We start from the raw sequence: 19,938 nt of genomic DNA on the forward strand, positions 1-19,938 counted from the left end.
GATTTTTAAAAGGATCAAGTGATTAGCAAAAAAACAAATAATGAAAGCAAACGAATTACCAATAATAACCTTCTTACAAGCCGTTAATGTACAATTTGTGATTCCGGTATATCAGCGCAATTACGATTGGAAAAATGCGGAGTGCAAAGAATTGTTAAATGATATTATATCAGTTGAAACAGAAGATCGAGGAACGCATTTCATTGGGAGCATTGTATTTGTTCACGAAGGCACTTATAGCACAAGCGAAGTAAAAGAATTGGTAATCATTGATGGACAACAGCGTTTGACCACAATTAATATTTTATATGTAGCCTTGTATCGCTTTGCTAAAGAAAACAGTAAACCACAGGATGCGGACAGATTGTACAATATGTTTTTGACCAATCAATATGTTCAAAATGAATCAAGCAAGTTAAAACTCAAACAAACAGACACCAATTCATTGGCATTCAAAGCGATAATACTAGGGACACAAAATGAATTTAGTACATTCTCAAATGTGATAGAGAACTACAACTATTTTAGAAGCGCTATCAACGATGAAAATTTTGATTTGATACTTAGAGGTTTAAATCGGTTAATATTTGTAGAAATCTCATTAGAACGAGACAAAGACGATCCACAGCGTATTTTTGAAAGTTTAAATTCAACAGGCTTAGATTTATCACAATCGGATTTGATTCGTAATTTCATTTTAATGGACTTACCTCCAAAAGACCAAAACAGGATTTTTGAAACCATATGGAATCCAATTGAAGAAAACGCAAAAGACATAGTAAAACAAAACTCGTTAGTTTCAGAGTTCATAAGAGATTACCTGACACTTCGCAAAAAGAAAATACCCAATAAAAACAAAGTGTATGCGGAGTTTAAAAGCCTGTATTCAAACAAAAAAGAAGAGGCTTATCATCAGGAATTAGAAAACATAAAATCTTTATCCGTTCACTATAAAAAATTAGTCAATCCATCTACGGTTTCAGACGTTAAAATCAGAAAAGAATTAGAATACATCAATCGTTTAGAAATTAATGTGGCCTATCCTTTTTTACTGCAAGTATTTGAGGATGCAGAAAATGGTTTGTTAAGCAAAGAAGATTTGATAAAAATATTGAGACTAATCCAAAGCTATGCTTGGAGAAGGTTTGTTGTAGGTTTGCCAACCAATGCGTTAAATAAAATATTTATGAGTCTGTATGCCGAAGTAGATACGGAGGAATATTACGATTCTATTGCTAAAGTATTACTCAAAAAGAAAGGCAGTGCCAAATTCCCAACCAATGAAGATTTAAAAACAGCATTGAAGGATAAAGATCTGTACAACACCCAACCTAAAAACAGAAACTATCTTTTTGAAATGCTGGAGAATTATAACAATAAAGAATATGTGAATACTAATAATGAACAGATCACAATTGAACACATTTTTCCAAGAAACCCTAATAACGATTGGAGTACTGATCTATCATCAGATGAATATTTTTCATTTAAAGAAAAACATTTAAACACAATAGGAAATCTTACCCTGTCAGGAAATAATGGAGCATTAAGCAATAAGTCATTCCTGCATAAAAAAGAAATGAATAAGGAGGGTAATGAACAAGGTTATAACTACAGCAGGTTATGGTTGAATACTTATTTAAAGTCGATTGATGTTTGGACTACTTCAGAGTACGAAGAACGTCAAAACCTTATTTATGACCGATTTCTAAAAATATGGGAATATCCTAATCTTGTCATTGAAGAAAATGATGAGTCAGAGGAACAAAACATTTTTGATGCGGAAAGTCCCAAAAATAAAAAACTGGATTACTTTATTTTTGAAAATACAAAAATCGAAGAGGATACAGTTTCCCAAATGTATGTATATGTGATTAGAAGTCTGTATGAAAAGAACTCTCAATTACTGATAAACAATAAAGATGTTTTTAAAATATCAAGAAACACATCTGATTTTAGATCCCCACAAGAAGTAATTAACGGCTGGTTTGTTGAAGCTAATATGGATAGTTATAATAAGTTTAGTTGTTTAAAAAGACTGCTAACCTTGTTTGAAATGGAAGAGGAATTATCAATCAAATATGCATCGGGAAAAGATAACGAGGCGGAACCAAATCGTTTTAATGTTAGAAAAAAATATTGGCAACAACTACTACCATTAGTAGAAAACACGAGCTTATTTGCAAATGTAAATCCTTCAAAAGACCATTGGTTATCTACAGGCGCAGGAACTGCAGGTGTATCATATACTTTTGTTATTACTAAATCTTTCGTTAGAATTGAACTTACCATTTCGACTTCCAGCAAAGAAACAAACAAAATATATTTCAAAAAACTCCTCAAAAACAAAGAAGCAATAGAACAAACATTTGGCGGTGACTTAGTCTGGGAAGAACTTCCTGAAAGCAAAATGAGCCGAATAAAAATAGAAGAACAAGGTGTTAATTTGTTCAGTGAATCCGATTGGGAAACAATGAATGAATTTATGGTTTCAAATCTTCCACAGTTTGAAAAAGCATTGAGTCCGTTTATTAAAAATTTGAAATAGTTAAGCTTTTAATCGGATGCCTTTCTGGATCATTCTAAAGAATAAGGAGGTTTTTAACACTTGAATTAGGATTACAAATATTATTTTGAACTAAAAAATAACAGACCTTTTAATAGAATCATATGAAACTACCAGATGCCTTATGGGTGCCACAGAAAAAAGCTTATAAGAAAATTCATGATTATATTATTGATTTTAAAGAGGGTAAAACAAAAGCGTCTTGTTTAATTAAAATGCCAACTGGTTCTGGGAAAACAGGAGTTATTACTTGCATTGCTCACCTAGAGAAAAGTATAAAGAGCGTTCTCGTTATTTCACCCCGTGACGTACTTAGAACACAACTTTTTGAAGAAATAAACAATGAATTTTTTAAAAAAATTGATTATTCCTCTACTGATTTAAAAAAAGTAATTAAACTAACTCCTGGAAATGATTTCGCTGTCTCACATTTGGATAAAATTGTTGTTACAACTATCCAAAAATTAAATGTTACCTTCACTAAATCAAGAAACATATTTGATAGTGTATGCAAAAATTTTGACCTAATTATATTTGATGAGGGGCACTATGAGCCTGCCACTAGTTGGAGTATAGCATTACGAGAAATAAAGGCACCTAAGATAATTTTTACTGCAACACCATTCAGGAATGATTTAAAAAAATTCGAATTTGATTCAAGATATATGTACTCAATCACTCAGAAGGAAGCACAAAATTTAAAAATTCTAAGAACTCCTGAGTTTATTCCAATAAATATAGATACAGACCCAATTAAATTTATTGAAACTGTATTAAAAGAGTTTGATAAAAAGTTTGCAAGCGATGAAGAAGCCAGATTAATAATAAGGTGTGAGGACTATGCATCAATTTTAAAAATTGCAAATATTATTAAGTCAAAAAAAATTAATTTTGTTTGCATTCATGAAAGATTTCAAGGTCAAAAGGAAAATTGGAAATATAAAAAAGTTCCAGACAAAAATATTGAAGCGCGCATCTGGATTCATCAATTTAAACTGATTGAAGGGTTTGATGACCCTCGGTTTAAGATGCTTGCAACATACTCTATCTTTAAAAATTCACGACAATTAGTACAGCAGATAGGACGAGTATTAAGAAACCCAACCAAAATAGATAATGCTACTGCTTATATACTTGACAATGAGACTCTAGATCATAAAGCTATTTGGGATTCATATTTAGAATATGATGACCAATTCAAAAACTTAATTGGAAAAACATATGGCGAAACTTTGCGCGAAGTGTTATCACAATTGCCAAACACGGAATATATTGATAGAAGTTTTCGCACCAGCTATCTAGAAAATGATATTGATTCTGTTTTACGTGAAATAGCTATACCCTTAAGTTGTAATGTGTACAATAAAGGAGATGTAACTATTTCAATACTTAAAAGTAACTTAGAGGATAATTTTGGTGAAAATGATCAGTCCTTTTCGTATTATCCTATTTCTGATGAATCAGGGCTTTATATTCATATCTCATACAATAATTCGCCACACTTAATAACTAAGTTTTTTTTTAATATTAACTTACACATTAGTTTTTTCAAAATCTACAGTAACCATATTGGATTTTATAACTCTAATGGGATGAATCTATATAGCCGATTAAGTGAATTTGGACTATCTTTAATAGAAACAAAGAAATTAAAAAAATTAATTTCAAACAACTCAGAATCTCGTTTAACAAATGTATCATTAAAGAATTCAAACCTTGGGTATAATTCCATTTCAGGTCATTCATATAATGCGGCTTCAATAGCGGATGTCGCTCCTTTTTTGGACGACCATGGTCAAGTAATATCATCCGTAATTGGATATAGTAAAGAACAAAAAATTGACCTTCTAAAAGATAAAGAATCTTTTAGAAGGTATTTAGGGTTTTCTAATGGAAAAATCACGCAATCAAATGTCAAATATAAATTGGAAGACTATATTAAATGGCTAGACAGTATAATTAAGGGGCTAAATACTACTTCTTCTCCAATTAATATTTTTAATAGATATGCCAAGGAGGTTGAGCTAAAATCAGATGTTAAACCTAAACATATTCTTTTAGATTTTTCAGAGATTGAAAGGATAAGTTTTAAAAGTAATGATATAGAATTAGACGAATATGAAGTCGCATCAGAAGTGACTGAAAATAAAGGGAAGTTTACATTTGTGATTCATTTAAATTCTTTACCCTATGTCGTAGAAATTAAATTTAGTGCACTGAGGAAAATTTTTATACTTGAATCCCAGGAAATAACTCAAAGTTTCTGCAATGAAGATAAAATTGATTTAATACGGTTACTTAATACTAAACAAAGCTTCAGAGTAATAACAGATAATAAGAACATTTTTTATGCATTTGGAGCATTTTATGATCCCAAATTAAAATTTGGAAGCACATTTAAACTTGAAGAATTTCAATTGAGAAATATTATCATCCCGGTAAAGTCATTAAATACCACCAAAGATGAAAAAGGAAAAAAATGTGCTATTGATGGTAGTGGTTGGGATAAAAATTCTATGTTTCATCTGATCGATACATTATGCGTAGGAACTGAAATCGAGAAGGAATTCGAAAATACAGAACTATTAATTTGTGATGATATGGGGGAGGAGGTAGCCGATTTCATCTTATGCACAGATAAAAAAGTAGCTTTTATCCATGTCAAAGGTATTGGTAATAAACCGTCATCAAAAGTGTCGGCAACCAACCTTATGGATGTTTGCGGTCAAGCCGTAAAAAACATTGAATATTTATCAATGTTTAATGATAAAAAGCCATCTGGAGTAAAATCTAAATGGCAAAAAGAATGGTCAGGTTCAAGAGGTGTTAAAGGAAAAGTGAAAGATAGGTTAAGGTTTGGAACGTTCAAAAGTACTAATGAAGTTTGGGATCATATTCATAGTAGAATTTCGGACCCTTCTATTGATAATGAAGTGTGGTTGTTTCTAGGGGGTATTTTATCGAGAAATGAGTTAATAAAAAAGCTAAAGAAGGATGAAGGCAACAGCGCAGCTTTACAGACGTTAGTGCTTCTTAATGGTACATTAACGAATGTTGGCGCATTAGGTTGCAAATTGAAAATATTTTGTAGTGAGTAGCGTTCGATATAAAAATATTATTAGTTTATTTTTTGAATATGAAATGAGCTCATTTTAAGCCTGAAAAAGGGTTTAACAGGATAGCGTAATTGGTAATATGCCATTCAATACTGAAGATTAAATCTTTGGTAAATGGCCAACATAAGCCTTATGATAGTCGTACTTACAATTCATTTTTATCTTCGCCAATGATTTTTCGAAAACACTTTCCTTTTTAATTCAGTCTCACTCGAATGCATAACTTCAGTAAATCCGATTTCTTTTAATGCAAGGGCTTGATCTTTTCTGAACTGCCAGTAGGAGTTATATTCGCCAACTTTTAATGTTAAATGCACGTTTTGTGTTGTGTTTTCAAATTCGTGTTTTATTTCTTCAACATAGAACCAATTTATATTTGTTATTGCTTTGATAAACGGTAAACTAATGTTTTCTCCAACCCTAGGTAAATGTTTCAGTTTTTAGATCGTAAAAGTAAAGCTACTTCCATAATAGTGAATATTGAAATGATATAAGACTTTCTTGAAATCTAAACTTTTCACATTTGCAAAGCCAAATATTTGTTCATGCATCTCAAGCAGTAATTTTCTTAGGGTATGAGTTTTTAAACCTGTAGCTTCTTCAATATCTTTAACTTTAGGAAAGGGGGGGTCTAGATCATCATTTAAGTAATCTTTAGCAATAAGAAAATCAATTATGACGTGATATTGTTTTTCGTTCTTAAACAGCTCGGCAAGCTGTTCTTTGATGTAGATGAAATCAATTACAATTTGTTTAAGCGATACTGGATTTTTCATAAATTCTATTTTTATATAAAAATAACGAAAAAATAATAATGATTGTGGGGATAATGTGGGGATATATTGTAAATAAAAAACCCTAACCCACTGATTAACAGTGGTTAGGGTTTTAATTCCGCGGAGAAAGAGGGATTCGAACCCCCGGACCTGTTACAGTCAACAGTTTTCAAGACTGCCGCATTCGACCGCTCTGCCATTTCTCCAGTATGTCGCATCCATTATCTGAATGCGAGTGCAAATATAAGAACCTTTTTTAGTTATGCAAATCTATTTTTAGAAAAAAAGCATCTATTTTTTGGACTAATTTTTAAAGGTTTCATTTTGTATACTTTAGATGAAAATATTTTTATAATTTTTTTTTAAATGAATTTAATAATTTACATATTCCTTAATTTCTAATCCATATCCAATCATTCCAACGCGTTTTGTTTGCTCAGTATTGGATAATAAACGGATTTTTGAAATATCGATATCATGTAAAATCTGAGCACCAATACCAAAATCTTTATTATCCATCTTAATTTGTGGTGCTTTGAATTCTCCTTTCGCTTGCAGTTCTTTCAGTTCTACAATTCGATTCAATAAGTCTATTGATTGCGCTTCCTGATTAATAAATAAAATTGCCCCTTTTCCTTGATCATTTATCAATTGAAACATACCGTCTAATTTCTTATTGGCATCATTGGTCAATGTTCCTAAAATATCATTATTGACTAAAGTAGAATTGATTCTGGTTAGTATTGGTTCACCAATATTCCAGTTGCCTTTAGTCAGCGCAATATGTATTTGTTTATTAGTGGTTTGTTGGTATGCGCGTAATCTGAATGTACCAAAACGAGTTTCAATATCAAAATCTTCTTTTTTAACAATCAAGCTGTCATGTTGCATTCTGTAAGCGACTAAGGATTCGATTGAAACTAATTTTAAATCGAATTTTTTTGCTACTTCGACTAATTGGGGAAGACGTGCCATTGTGCCGTCTTCATTCATGATTTCCACAATTACTCCAGCTGATTTGAATCCAGCTAAACGAGCGAAATCAATCGCTGCCTCTGTATGGCCTGTTCTTCTCAAAACACCACCTTGTTTGGCAATTAGAGGAAAAATATGTCCAGGTCTTGCTAAATCATGCGGTTTCGTTTCTGGATTTACGAGTGCTAAGATTGTTTTTGCTCTATCTGCTGCTGATATTCCGGTTGTAACTCCGTTTCCTCTTAAATCTACCGAAACTGTAAAAGCGGTCTCCATTGGGTCCGTATTATTGGTCACCATCACATGCAATCCTAACTCTTTACAACGGCTTTCTGTCAAGGGAGCGCATATTAATCCGCGACCATGAGTAGCCATGAAATTAATCATTTCCGGTGTTACTTTTTCGGCTGCTGCCAAAAAATCTCCTTCATTTTCACGATCTTCATCATCAACAACTATAATAATTTTTCCTTGGCGAATATCTTCTATAGCTTCTTCAATTGTGTTAAGTTGTATTTTATTTAAGTCCATTTCGGGTATTAGTTTTGTGATGGGAATATTTTTTTTATTACTTTTTGGAATGGAGCTAAAATAACATCCATATTTATTAATCCAATATCGTTTGTAGCTCTGTAAGTTAATAAAATAGCTAATGGTGTTAGTATAAATGAGGATAACCAAGCTCCCATAAATGGAGTCATTCCGTTTTCCTGAGCAATCCTTTTTCCAAAAGTATTTATAAAATGAAAGGTTATAAATATAAAAACAGCAAAAACTATTGGAAGTCCTAATCCTCCTTTTCTAATAATGGCTCCTAATGGCGCTCCTATAAAAAACATCAGAAAGCAAGCATATACAATTACAAATTTATCGTAAAAAGCCAATAAATGTCGATTTATATTTTTCTGCTTATTGAATAATTCGGTTTTAGAAGAATCAATGGAATAGCTAGTGCTGATTACATTACTGCTGGCAATTTTTAAAATATCCGATTTTTGTTGGTTCGTGTATAATGATAAAATATCATCTGGAAGTGGTTTACTTTTCTTGGCTGCTTGTACTGATTTTTTTTTCTCTGGAAATCCAATTCTTGCATTGCTGTTTTCAGTAAACGTAATAATATCCGTTTTCATGTTTTTATTTAATGAGTCTAAAGTGTAATTTAGTTCATTAACGGTAAGCATGGTATTTGTGTTGGCAACAGATTCGTCATTTACATCCACTTTATTCAGTTCAGATAAATCTATATTTATGATTTGCTTTTTAAAGGAGCTTTTTGCAAAAGGCATCTTACTGCGATCTTCATATTTTTTTGGAACAATGTCTTCGTAATAATACCCTTTGTTAAGCACTAATTGCAGAATACTGGATTCTTCACTACTAATTAATTCTCCATTTTTGGCTTTGATTACAGTTTTACTTCCATCACCAATTTTAGATTTTTTGTGAATAGTTATTCCTGTCAGAATATTTCCTTCTGCGCCACTTTTTTTATTGACTTTAATATTATAAAATCCAACATCATTAAATTGTCCTTCGGCGATAGCTAATGCTGGTTTGACCTGTGCAATGTTTTTTCGAAAATTAATGAACTTGTATTCGGCATAAGGAATGACATTATTCGAAAAGAAAAAAGCCACGATACTTAGTAAAACGATGAATACAGTGAGACTTCTCATGGCTCGTTGAAGTGAAATTCCAGAAGATTTCATCGCTGCGAATTCATAATTTTCAGCCAAATTTCCAAAAGTCATTATCGAAGATAAAAGTATAGAAAGTGGTAATACCAAGGGTACAATTCTAGGCATAGAAAAGGCCAGGAATTTAATAATCATTAATAGATCTAAATCTTTCCCGGCCAATTCGGATATGAATAACCAAACGGTTTGAAGTATAAATATGAAAAATAGGATTACAAATACTGTAGTAAATGTAGTCAAAAAGGTTTTTAATAAGTATTTGTCAAGAATTTTCACCTAGCGCATTAATCTAATTTGTTGATGTAGTAATTTGGATACTTACTTCCCGCAAATGTAAATTGATTTTTTGACAAAGGTTGGTTGGTTTTGAAAGAATTAACCGTTAATGTTGTTTTTGTGCCTTTTTTGCCCATTTCTATTAAATTGTAGATGTGTTTCGTTTGAACATCAATTCCCAATAATACTTCTTTTCTTTGATCTTTAGCATTTAACGGAACCAATTTGATATATTGAATTTTTCTGCCTTTTACGTTTTGCAAAATATCCATGTTATACTTGTAGCCCGTATTGAAAAAAGTCAACATTTTTGATGGAGTTATGGCATTATCATCTTTTTCATTTACTGCTGAAATGGTAATTTCTTCATCTTCTGGAACGATAGTGTATGTTTTTTTACCATCAAAAATTTTAGTAACTCCCATGAAATTTAAAACATATTGATTTCCTTTCATCGTCACATTTCCTTTACTGTCCTGATTGATGTTTTCTTTGGCGTTATTCAAGGAGTATTTAAAATCAATAGCAATATTATTATAACTTTTAACTTTAGCAGTAACTTGATCTAAAAGGTCTTTTGCTTTTTTATCTTGTGCTTGAGCTGAAAAAGTAAGAATAAATATAGCCGTTAATAAAAGGAACTTTTTACTCATACTTTGTATATTAATTTTTTTAGAATCTTGAATTTTTGATTTCATAGTATTATTTGTTTTTTTCATTGTTGAAAAATTGATCAAGAGAACTCATGTCCGGAACGTTTACACTACGTGCTTTACTTCCTTCAAAAGGGCCTACAATTCCAGCAGCTTCGAGTTGATCGATTAGTCTTCCAGCTCTGTTGTAGCCTAATTTAAGTTTTCTTTGTAATAAGGAAGCTGATCCCTGCTGTGCATTCACAATAATTTCAGCAGCTTCTCTAAACAAAGTATCTCTATCGGAAATATCCATATCAAGATTAATGCCACTTTCCTCCCCAACGAACTCAGGAAGTAAATAAGCAGTAGCATAAGCTTTTTGAGAACCTATAAAATCAGTAATTTTCTCTACTTCTGGAGTATCAATAAAGGCACATTGTACCCGCACTACATCATTTCCATTGGTGTAAAGCATATCACCACGACCTATCAATTGATCCGCTCCTTGAGTATCCAGAATCGTACGGGAATCAATTTTTGAGGTAACTCTAAATGCTATTCTCGCAGGGAAATTGGCTTTTATTAAACCTGTAATTACATTCACAGATGGTCTTTGTGTTGCTATAATTAAGTGTATTCCAATGGCTCGTGCTAATTGTGCCAATCGTGCTATAGGAACTTCAACTTCTTTGCCTGCTGTCATAATCAAATCAGCAAACTCATCAACAACAAGAACAATGTAAGGTAAAAATCGGTGTCCATTTTCAGGATTCAGTTTTCGAGCCTTAAATTTATCGTTATATTCTTTGATGTTACGCACCATCGCATCTTTCAACAAAGAATAACGGTTGTCCATTTCTACGCAAAGGGAATTTAATGTGTTAACTACTTTTGCATTATCCGTAATAATAGCGTCATCCATATCTGGAAGTTTAGCTAAATAGTGTCTTTCAATTTTATTAAAAAGTGTAAGCTCTACTTTTTTAGGATCGACCAATACAAATTTGACTTCAGCAGGATGCTTTTTGTACAATAGAGAAGTCAGAACGGCATTCAAACCAACAGATTTCCCTTGACCAGTAGCTCCTGCCATCAAAAGGTGAGGCATTTTGGCTAAATCCACTACAAAAGTTTCGTTCGAAATTGTTTTTCCAAGAGCGATTGGTAATTCCATTTCAGCTTCTTGAAATTTGGCAGAGCCAATAACACTTTTCATAGAAACCATCGTTGGATTCTTGTTGGGAACCTCGATTCCTATCGTTCCTTTTCCAGGAATAGGAGCTATGATACGAATTCCTAATGCCGAAAGTGACAGTGCAATATCATCTTCTAAACTCTTAATTTTTGAAATACGAATTCCTGCTTCCGGTACAATTTCATAAAGCGTAACCGATGGTCCAACGGTTGCTTTTATCTGTGCAATTTCTATTTTATAATTGCGAAGGGTATCTACAATTCTGTTTTTATTTTCTTCTAATTCTTCCTGATTGATGGTAATTCCTCCTGTAGAATATTCTTTTAATAAATCAATCGTAGGGAATTTATAATTGGATAAATCCAAAGTTGGGTCGAATAATCCAAAATCAGCTACTAATCGAGACGCTAAGTTTTCTTCGATAATATCTTCTTCCGGAGCGGTTTCTATTATAAACGATTCCTCAACATTCGAAATAACTTCTGGAGTTGCTATTGGTGTTACTTCCATTGCAAGCGGTTTTGCAATAGGGTCTCTATTAATATCAGATGAATTACTAATAGTTGGTTTTAATGCCTCTTTGTTGATTTCGAATTGTGAACCATTTGTTTTTAAATGAATGTCATCAATTTCTTCCTCTTCAACAACGGCAAATTCTTCCAAATTGTAACCGCTTTTTCCGTTATTCAGCGGATTGGTGATGGAAACTGCTTTCATTTCTTTTTTGGTAGTATCAAAAAACAACTGAATACTTTCCGGCGAAAGCTTGATTTTAAAAATGATATAAATAATGAGTCCAAAAAGCAAAATCAGTAATGTTCCTGTTTTTCCAATATAATCTTGCAAAAATAAATTCAATTCATATCCAATAGTTCCTCCTAATTCAGGCGCTGAAGTAGCGAAGAATCCAAATAAAACGGATACTATAATGATTACAAATAAATCCCAAAACCAAATATTCTTAAGTTTTCCTAAAGAAATACCAAGAATCATATATATTCCGGAAAGGAAAAATAAACGTACGAATATAAATGCGGCAATTCCAAAACCTTTATAAACAAGTAAATCAGCCAAAAAGGCGCCAAATTTTCCAAGCCAGTTCTGAACCGTTTCTGAACGATCCGTCAATTGTTGAACAGCACTTTGATCTTGTTGTCCATAAATGAATAAGGACACAAACGCAAACAATAAAGCAACGGAAAATAAAACCAATAAAGAACCAAAAACAATTTTATGCTGTTTTGTTAGTTTTAATGGAGTTTTGACCGCTGATTTAGTATCGTTTTTTTTTATTAAAGGAGTTGTTTTTGCCATTCTTATTTGTAATAATACCTAAAAAACTAAAGGTATATATATAATTAAACCGATTACTATTGCTGTCAAAGCAGCAAAAAATACCGCTCCCGCAGCAATATCTTTAATGAAGCCAATTCTTTCATGATAATTGGGATGAATAAAATCGGCTATTTTTTCAACGGCCGTATTTAAACCCTCAATACTCATCACCAAACCAATAGCTAAAGTCTGAAAAAGCCATTCTGTTTTAGAAATACCAAAATAAAACCCAGCAATGGTGACCAAAATTCCTAAGAGAAATTGAACCATCACGCTGTGTTCTGTCGTGATAAGTTTTAAAGCTCCCTTTAGGGCATAAGAGACACTTTTTAATCTTCCGGAAAAAAAAGTATTGTCTTTTTGAAATTCCATTAAATTCGGATTAAAGTACCGCTAATGCAGCTTCGTAGTTTGGTTCATCGGCAATTTCAGCAACTTGTTCCGTATGTGTAATTATTCCGTTTTCATCAACAACAATAATAACTCTTGAGTGTAATCCGGCCAGAGGTCCGTCAGTCATTTCTAAACCATTTGCTTTACCAAAACTTCCTTCTGGAAAATCAGATAAGTTAACAACATTTTCAAGTCCTTCTGCACCACAAAAACGTTTTTGTGCAAATGGTAAATCTCTTGAAACACATAAAACAGTAGTATTTTCTAAAGTACTGGCGCTTTCGTTAAATTTTCTAACAGATGCTGCACAAGTTCCGGTATCAATACTTGGAAAAATATTTAAAACTAGTTTTTTACCTGCAAAATCCTGCAATGAAGCGATAGAAAGGTCCGTTTTTACTAACTTAAAATCAGCGATTTTTGTGCCTATTTTTGGTAATTCACCTGAAGTATGAATTGGATTTCCTCCTAATGTTATTGATGCCATAGTGTTTGTTTTTTAATGAGGTTCAAAAGTATGAAAATTATTTAAGAATTTGTCTTCAAATAGTGGTTTAAAGTTTACCATTTTACTCAAATTATTAACTGTAAAATTATATCGTCTTTTAGATTTATTGAATAAAAAAACACACTCGTTTTGGAGTGCGTTTTAGTAGAATTAAATAAAAAATTCTTTTATTTATCGATAGAACCCAAAACACGTTTCATGAAAATGTTTAAAGCTTCTTTTTTATCAGTTCCGTTTTTTACTAATTTGTTTACTTCTAATGCGCCGTACATATTAGAAATTAATTCCCCAATAACATCCAATTCTTCATCTTTCAATGACGGAATTTCAGTCATTGCTTCCAGAACCTCGATTGTTTCGATAATGTAATCTTCATCATTCTCTTCTATAAACTGGGACAAATGTTTAATTACAGGTAGTTTCATTTTTTTTTCGATTTTTCGATTGTAAGGTTTATTAGATTTTTAGATTGGTTGGGGCTCGAAATTGAATTTAAATATAAAAAAAATCTCTAGATTTTTAAAATCTAATCAAGTCTAAAAATCAAATCTACTTTAATGATCTAATTAAACTATTTCGTTTACTAATTCAATTAGCACTTCTTGTTTATTAGTTTGAGTTTCGTTTACCAGTTTTCCATTTACAAAAGTGGCAAAAGTTGGCAAATTACTCACATTAGCTAATTTTCTTGATTCAGGAAAATTTTCAGCATCAACAAGTGCAAAAGTGATTGTTTCGTTTTCTAAAGCTAATTTTTTGAATTTTGGCTTCATAATTCGGCAATTTCCGCACCATGAGGCCGAGAATTGAACTACTACTTTTTCGTCTTTTTCAATTAAATCCTGTAACGTATCTTCGGTTAATTCGATTAACATATTTTTAAATTTAAAAAATCAATTGCAATATCGAATTCAATTTTAAAAATTGAATTCGATATTGCAATTAACATTGTTATTGATTTAGTTTACACTTAAGTACTCAGCAGTACTTTTTCGGTCGGCGCTCATGGCTTCTTTTCCGGCTTCCCAGTTTGCAGGACAAACTTCTCCTTTTTCTTGAATGTGTGTGTAAGCATCAACCATACGTAAGTATTCATTTACATTACGACCCAATGGCATATCGTTTACACTTTCGTGGAAAATTTTTCCAGTTTCATCAATAAGGTAAGTTGCTCTGTACGTTACATTAGAACCTTGAATGATAATTGAATCAGTTTCTTCGCTGTAAGCTGTTTCTTCAATATCAAGAATTCCTAAAATGTTTGATAAGTTTCTGTTGGTATCCGCAAGAATTGGATAAGTAACACCTTCGATTCCACCGTTGTTTTTTGGAGTATTTAACCATGCAAAGTGTACTTCGTTAGTGTCACAAGATGCACCTATAACGATTGTATTTCTTTTTTCGAATTCTGGTAAAGCGGCTTGAAAAGCATGTAATTCAGTTGGGCACACGAATGTAAAATCTTTTGGGTACCAAAACAAAAGTACTTTTTTGTTATTATTTACAGCTTCTTCAAAAATGTTGATTTTTAAATTATCACCCATTTCAGAGATAGCGTCTACTGCAATACTTGGAAATTTTTTACCTACTAATGACATTTTTATTTACTTTTTAATTGTTTTTTGTTGGTGCAAATGTAGTCATACTAAAAGTAAATTGAAATAGCTTTTGATTATAAATACTTATCTCAAAATAGGGTATTATTATACTAAAAATTTTTAAAGATTTTACCTATTAATTATAAAAAGTTAACCTCCACAGGAAGACTTCCTTTGCATTTTGTGTTTTCCAAAAGTTGTTCGGCAGCGGTTTCCTGAAATTCTGTAAAATCCTGATACATTTGAATAATTCCTAAAGCATCTCTCAAATTTGGAATAATTTGCAGCGCATAAGGATTCCCAAAAACATATAAAATACACTTTTTGACGGTAAACATGTTACCTAAAAATTGAAGTACGGAATCTTCAATATCAAAATTGTTTAAAGGTTTTGCCTTTGGAACAAATAAAGAAATGATTAGCGTGTCAAATTTATTTAGTTCTTTTTCTAATTTATTCAAAACGGATTCACCACCAGTTTCATAACTAAATTCTGGTGAAGGCAAATCAGCTGCTAAACTTTTGAAAAATGTATTATCTGTGTTTTTATAAAAGCTTATTTTGGCAAGCGTGCTGCTTTTATTCGCATCAAAAACAGTTTTGGAATTGTTTCTGTCTTTAATTTTTGTAATGCAGTTTTGAGCAATTTTCAGATTTAATTTTGAAGTAGTTTTAAAATCAAAGTCAGTCGCTGAAAGGTTTGGCAAACTTAGTTTTCCATCCACAATTCCTGCTTTTTGTTTGCATTTCCAGATGCGTTGAAAACTGGCTTCAATTCTTTCAGGTTTTGCATTTTTTAGGATTTCCTGGATGCCTTCCGGAACATTTTCGGCGAAGCACAACACATCGTTTCCGGCATTGAAAGCTTCCCATTCCAACTGTCCTTTTTTATCGTACAATTTAGAAACGCTGTGCATATTTAACGCATCCGAAATCACTAGACCATCGTATCCTAATTGCTTTCGCAAAAGCGTTTCAATTACGGATTTTGATAACGTGGCTGAAGTGTCTTTTCCATCGTTTAAAGCGGGAACTGCTAAGTGGCCAATCATAATCGAATCAACGTTATTCTCAATTCCTTTTATAAAAGGAACTAATTCATTGGCTAATAATTCTTCCAAAGTTTCTTTTAAAACGGGTAATCCTAAGTGCGAATCAATATTCGTATTTCCGTGTCCGGGAAAATGTTTAAAACAACCTAAAATCCCGACATCATTCATTCCTCTAATATATTCCAGCGAAAAATCAGCTACTTTTTCTTTGTTTTGACCAAAAGAACGGTACCCTATTACAGGATTATTAGGATTATTATTGATGTCGGCCAAAGGCGCTAAATTGTAATGAATTCCAACAAATTTTAAGTCTAAGCCTATTTGTTTACCAACTTCGTAAACCAAATGTTTTTGATTGTCAGGCAAAGCGCCAAGGGTAATCGCATAAGGATATTGTGGTGTTTTTTCGACGCGCATGGCTAAACCCCATTCGGCATCGATACTCATTAATAACGGAGTCGTAGCACAACTTTGATACCTTTTAATAAGTTCCTTTAAACGTTGAAAACTATCATCATTTAAAACTACTTTTTTCTTAGTTTCATAATTCGTCGCTGCACTGGCTCGGCTGTGAAAAAAAGTCAATCCGCCTATATTGTAATGCCTTATTAATTGTTCGGTAGCTTGAATGTTTTCTTCAGTATCATTAATGAAAACGGCAGGAAAGAAAAACTGTCCTATTTTTTGTTCTAATGTCATTAGTTAGAATTTTATACTTTTTTAGTACGCAGAAAAAATGGATTCTCTATTTCAAAAACGCAGGTAAAAACGGATTTTTAAAAACGGTTTTTATTGTTGACTTTACAAAGTAAATCCGTCTTATCCGTGTGCTATTAAATTATTCGGTTTTCTTTCCAAAATCGGCTGGAAAAATCAAAAATCGGGATAAAATCAATCCTGGAATGGTTGCCAAAAATACCCAAATAAAGAAATTTCCATAGCCCAGATATTCTTGGATATAACCGCTCAACATTCCCGGAAGCATCATTCCTAAAGCCATAAATCCGGTTGCGATAGAGTAGTGGGACGTTTTTGATTCGCCATCTGCCACATAAATTAGATACATCATGAAAGCCGCAAACCCAAATCCATAGCCAAATTGTTCCGCAATTACCGTTAAATAAACGTAGATCACGGAACCCGGATGAAAATGGGAGAGTAATATAAACCCTATTATGGGTAAGTGCATAGTTAAAATCATGGGTAGCATCCATTTTCCTAATCCATCTCTAGATATGACTATACCGCCCAAAATCCCACCAACAGTTAATGCAATAACCCCGAAAGTGCCATATATTATACCAACATCCTGAGTGGTTAATCCCATTCCGCCTGCAGTTGTCGGATCGATAAGAAAAGGAGTCAACATTTTTAATAATTGAGATTCTCCTAATCTAAACAATAAAATGAAAGCCAAAACTAAACCAATTTGTTTCTTTTGAAAAAAAGTGGCAAAAACAACAGCAAAACTTTTATTAGGAACCGATTCCGCTTTTGTTTCCAAGATTTTTGCTTCAATTTTTGGAGTCGAAAAATAATTGTAAATGGTAATTACAGTCATTATGATACCGACAATTACCATCGTATAGGACCATGCTTTTTGCTTATCGCCATATTCTTGTTCTAAATAACCCGCAATAAACACTATTAATCCATTTCCAGTAAGCATGGAAAGTCTATAAAAAGTACTCCTGATTCCAAGGAAAAAAGACTGTTGGTCTTTCTCTAATGCCAGCATATAGAATCCATCACTGGCAACATCATTAGAAGCGGAAGCAAATGCAGCAACCCAAAAAACGGCTAAACTAATAACGAAAAAATTGCTTAAAGGAATTGTTAAACCTACAATTAAAAAAGCGACAGAAATGAGCAATTGCATGGTTAAAAACCACTTTCTTTTAGTCGAATAAAGATCAATAAATGGGCTCCACAACGGTTTAATTACCCATGGTAAATAAAGTAAACTGGTATAAATCCCAATATCCTCATTGTTGATTCCGAGGTTTTTATACATAATCACCGATACCGAAATAATGATGGCATAAGGCAATCCGGAAGCAAAGTTTAAAACGGGAATCCAATACCAAGGTCTGTTGTCTGTTTTCATTTTAGCGTTTTATATTCGATTCAATTTTACAGCGTAAAGTTCACTAAAGTTGCTTCACTTTCATTACCATAAAAATCAATGAATGTAATCGCACAGGTTGTATTTTTGTCTAACTTATAGGATGGAATCACAACTTCAACCGTATCATTATCATCTTTGAATGCTATTTTATCAATAATTTGACTTGGATCGTTGATGTCAATTTTTGAATTGAATTTGGCTCCATAAACCATTACGTAACGCACTTTACTGTACAAAGGATAAGTGACATTAAATCGTGACGCAATTGGATCTATCAAAATATTATTCGCTGTAGGTACGATAGCCATTTTTTTAATGGAACCAGGCACTACAGTTGGAAGAGCAGCATATTTGTATTGGTTTTCTGTTAGTAACTTAGTCACACTTTGATTTCTGTTCAAAAATGATTTGGCACTAAAAAAAGCATTTCCCTGAATGTTTTTGTAGGATCTGGTAATGTCAATTTGATTTGGGATTTCATTTGGATTATTCCATCTTTTATCAGAATCAGCGTTGATTTTATACGTTCCATTTCCAATGTAAATTGCTGTATTCGTTGAGTTTTCAGACCACCAACGTAGTAGTTTTGAATAGGAAGCTTTTGGATGATCCATGCTCCAATACAATTGCGGAACGAGGTAGTCAATCCATTTATTTTCCATCCATGCTAAAGGATCAGCGAATAAATCGTCGTAATTCGTTTGTCCTGCTTCGGTTTCAGAACCTCTGGGATCTACTGATTTATTTCTCCAAACTCCAAATGGGCTGATGCCAAATTGCACCCACGGTTTGATGTTTTTTATCGAAAGGGAAACACATCGTACAAAATTATTCACATTCGAACGTCTCCAATCTTCGATACTTAATCCATTACCGTATTTTTTGAAAGAATCGGTATCATCAAATAGTTCTCCTTTTATTCTGTACGGATAAAAATAATCATCAAAATGTATTGCATCAATATCATATTTTTCCACAACCTCTTCTACGATTGCCGTCAAGTGGTTTTGAACTTCGGGTAATGCCGGATTGTAATAATATTTTCCACCATATTTAATCATCCAATCTGGATGCTTGAAAAAATCATGTTGCGGACTTAAAAGCGACGTATTGTAATCCATTGTAGCTCTATATGGATTCATCCAAGCATGAAATTCAAAACCTCTGGCGTGGGTTTCAGCAATCATCCAGGCTAATGTATCAAAATAAGGTTTTGGAGCTTGTCCTTCTTTACCGGTCAAAAAACGTGACCACGGTGCTAATTCTGTTGGATAAAAAGCATCACCAACACTTCGAATCTGAACAATGACAGCATTATAATTTAGTTTTTTGTAGGTTTCTAAAATCTCAATATAATCCGCTTTTTGTTTGGCAACATTATCAGTGCTCATTTTTGGCCAGTCAATATTTACCACAGTAGCAATCCAAACGGCTCTAAATTCATTTTTTGGATTTGTAGCCAATGCTTGTGCGTTACCATTCCAAAAAGAAAGTAAAAGGAACGTAATAAGCAAAAGGGTGTGCTTGCAATTTTTCATCGGAGTATCGTTTATATAGTGTCCAAAAATAGTTTTTTTAGTGAAATTTACCAGTTAAAATGGTTTTAAAATTTGACTTATTTTACCAGCGCAATTTCTTTGCCAATTTTTTTAAAATGAAATTAAAGAATACTTTCCAGTAAATAA

Annotated in this window: 15 protein-coding genes and 1 tRNA gene; 2 read left to right on the forward strand and 14 right to left on the reverse strand. The window is 32.5% G+C overall.

Annotation, left to right across the window (positions count from 1 at the left end; genetic code table 11):
* The first annotated feature begins 40 nt into the window (after positions 1–40).
* Positions 41–2,548: a DUF4268 domain-containing protein gene (locus BMZ76_RS11360; protein ID WP_091206400.1), complete on the forward strand. Its 2,508-nt coding sequence runs from the start codon at positions 41–43 to the stop codon at positions 2,546–2,548.
* Positions 2,549–2,670: 122 nt separating this feature from the next.
* A complete protein-coding gene (locus tag BMZ76_RS11365; RefSeq protein ID WP_091206404.1) occupies positions 2,671–5,664 on the forward strand; it encodes a DEAD/DEAH box helicase in 2,994 nt (997 codons plus the stop codon).
* Positions 5,665–6,122: 458 nt separating this feature from the next.
* On the opposite strand, the gene BMZ76_RS11370 is transcribed toward BMZ76_RS11365, so the two are convergent.
* The 14 genes from BMZ76_RS11370 to BMZ76_RS11435 all read right to left on the reverse strand — a co-directional run bounded on the left by BMZ76_RS11370 (position 6,123) and on the right by BMZ76_RS11435 (position 19,791).
* Entirely contained in the window at positions 6,123–6,458 is a 336-nt protein-coding gene (locus BMZ76_RS11370) for a hypothetical protein (protein WP_091206408.1), read from the reverse strand.
* Positions 6,459–6,579: 121 nt separating this feature from the next.
* A tRNA-Ser gene (locus BMZ76_RS11375) sits at positions 6,580–6,664 on the reverse strand.
* Between the two features lie 166 nt (positions 6,665–6,830).
* Positions 6,831–7,964 (reverse strand): 3,4-dihydroxy-2-butanone-4-phosphate synthase, encoded by a 1,134-nt coding sequence (gene ribB / locus BMZ76_RS11380; RefSeq protein WP_091206411.1) that lies wholly within the window; start codon positions 7,962–7,964, stop codon positions 6,831–6,833.
* Between the two features lie 8 nt (positions 7,965–7,972).
* A complete protein-coding gene (locus BMZ76_RS11385; RefSeq protein WP_091206415.1) occupies positions 7,973–9,409 on the reverse strand; it encodes an LptF/LptG family permease in 1,437 nt (478 codons plus the stop codon).
* Between the two features lie 8 nt (positions 9,410–9,417).
* Complete coding sequence (locus BMZ76_RS11390; protein WP_396230410.1) at positions 9,418–10,062, reverse strand: outer membrane lipoprotein periplasmic chaperone LolA1; 645 nt, start codon at positions 10,060–10,062, stop codon at positions 9,418–9,420.
* Between the two features lie 49 nt (positions 10,063–10,111).
* A complete protein-coding gene (locus BMZ76_RS11395; protein ID WP_091206418.1) occupies positions 10,112–12,553 on the reverse strand; it encodes a DNA translocase FtsK in 2,442 nt (813 codons plus the stop codon).
* 18 nt (positions 12,554–12,571) lie between these two features.
* Positions 12,572–12,946 (reverse strand): diacylglycerol kinase family protein, encoded by a 375-nt coding sequence (locus BMZ76_RS11400; protein WP_091206422.1) that lies wholly within the window; start codon positions 12,944–12,946, stop codon positions 12,572–12,574.
* 10 nt (positions 12,947–12,956) lie between these two features.
* Entirely contained in the window at positions 12,957–13,454 is a 498-nt protein-coding gene (gene tpx, locus BMZ76_RS11405; RefSeq protein WP_091206425.1) for a thiol peroxidase, read from the reverse strand.
* 188 nt (positions 13,455–13,642) lie between these two features.
* Positions 13,643–13,900, reverse strand: coding sequence for a DUF6952 family protein (locus BMZ76_RS11410; protein ID WP_091206428.1), 258 nt, complete (start codon positions 13,898–13,900; stop codon positions 13,643–13,645).
* Positions 13,901–14,041: 141 nt separating this feature from the next.
* Positions 14,042–14,350, reverse strand: a complete 309-nt coding sequence (locus BMZ76_RS11415) for a thioredoxin family protein (RefSeq protein WP_091206430.1) — start codon at positions 14,348–14,350, stop codon at positions 14,042–14,044.
* A gap of 84 nt (positions 14,351–14,434) precedes the next feature.
* Positions 14,435–15,073: a peroxiredoxin gene (locus tag BMZ76_RS11420; protein WP_091206434.1), complete on the reverse strand. Its 639-nt coding sequence runs from the start codon at positions 15,071–15,073 to the stop codon at positions 14,435–14,437.
* 140 nt (positions 15,074–15,213) lie between these two features.
* Positions 15,214–16,824 (reverse strand): glycoside hydrolase family 3 protein, encoded by a 1,611-nt coding sequence (locus BMZ76_RS11425; RefSeq protein ID WP_091206437.1) that lies wholly within the window; start codon positions 16,822–16,824, stop codon positions 15,214–15,216.
* Positions 16,825–16,963: 139 nt separating this feature from the next.
* The gene (locus BMZ76_RS11430; protein WP_091206439.1) at positions 16,964–18,232 is read right to left on the reverse strand and encodes an AmpG family muropeptide MFS transporter; all 1,269 of its coding nucleotides are present in this window, start codon (positions 18,230–18,232) and stop codon (positions 16,964–16,966) included.
* A 26-nt stretch (positions 18,233–18,258) separates the two neighbouring features.
* Positions 18,259–19,791 carry a glycoside hydrolase family 10-like protein gene (locus BMZ76_RS11435; RefSeq protein ID WP_091206441.1) on the reverse strand — a complete coding sequence of 511 codons (1,533 nt, stop codon included), beginning with the start codon at positions 19,789–19,791 and terminating at the stop codon, positions 18,259–18,261.
* Positions 19,792–19,938 lie beyond the last annotated feature (147 nt).

The sequence above is a fragment of the Flavobacterium xueshanense genome, assembly GCF_900112975.1.
GTDB lineage: Bacteria > Bacteroidota > Bacteroidia > Flavobacteriales > Flavobacteriaceae > Flavobacterium > Flavobacterium xueshanense.

Coding starts and splice junctions, on each gene's coding strand:
- BMZ76_RS11360 (WP_091206400.1), top strand. CDS start 41: ATGAAAGCAAACGAATTACCAATAATAACCTTCTTACAAGCCGTTAAT.
- BMZ76_RS11365 (WP_091206404.1), top strand. CDS start 2,671: ATGAAACTACCAGATGCCTTATGGGTGCCACAGAAAAAAGCTTATAAG.
- BMZ76_RS11370 (WP_091206408.1), bottom strand. CDS start 6,458: ATGAAAAATCCAGTATCGCTTAAACAAATTGTAATTGATTTCATCTAC.
- ribB (WP_091206411.1), bottom strand. CDS start 7,964: ATGGACTTAAATAAAATACAACTTAACACAATTGAAGAAGCTATAGAA.
- BMZ76_RS11390 (WP_396230410.1), bottom strand. CDS start 10,062: ATGAGTAAAAAGTTCCTTTTATTAACGGCTATATTTATTCTTACTTTT.
- BMZ76_RS11395 (WP_091206418.1), bottom strand. CDS start 12,553: ATGGCAAAAACAACTCCTTTAATAAAAAAAAACGATACTAAATCAGCG.
- BMZ76_RS11400 (WP_091206422.1), bottom strand. CDS start 12,946: ATGGAATTTCAAAAAGACAATACTTTTTTTTCCGGAAGATTAAAAAGT.
- tpx (WP_091206425.1), bottom strand. CDS start 13,454: ATGGCATCAATAACATTAGGAGGAAATCCAATTCATACTTCAGGTGAA.
- BMZ76_RS11410 (WP_091206428.1), bottom strand. CDS start 13,900: ATGAAACTACCTGTAATTAAACATTTGTCCCAGTTTATAGAAGAGAAT.
- BMZ76_RS11415 (WP_091206430.1), bottom strand. CDS start 14,350: ATGTTAATCGAATTAACCGAAGATACGTTACAGGATTTAATTGAAAAA.
- BMZ76_RS11420 (WP_091206434.1), bottom strand. CDS start 15,073: ATGTCATTAGTAGGTAAAAAATTTCCAAGTATTGCAGTAGACGCTATC.
- BMZ76_RS11425 (WP_091206437.1), bottom strand. CDS start 16,824: ATGACATTAGAACAAAAAATAGGACAGTTTTTCTTTCCTGCCGTTTTC.
- BMZ76_RS11430 (WP_091206439.1), bottom strand. CDS start 18,232: ATGAAAACAGACAACAGACCTTGGTATTGGATTCCCGTTTTAAACTTT.
- BMZ76_RS11435 (WP_091206441.1), bottom strand. CDS start 19,791: ATGAAAAATTGCAAGCACACCCTTTTGCTTATTACGTTCCTTTTACTT.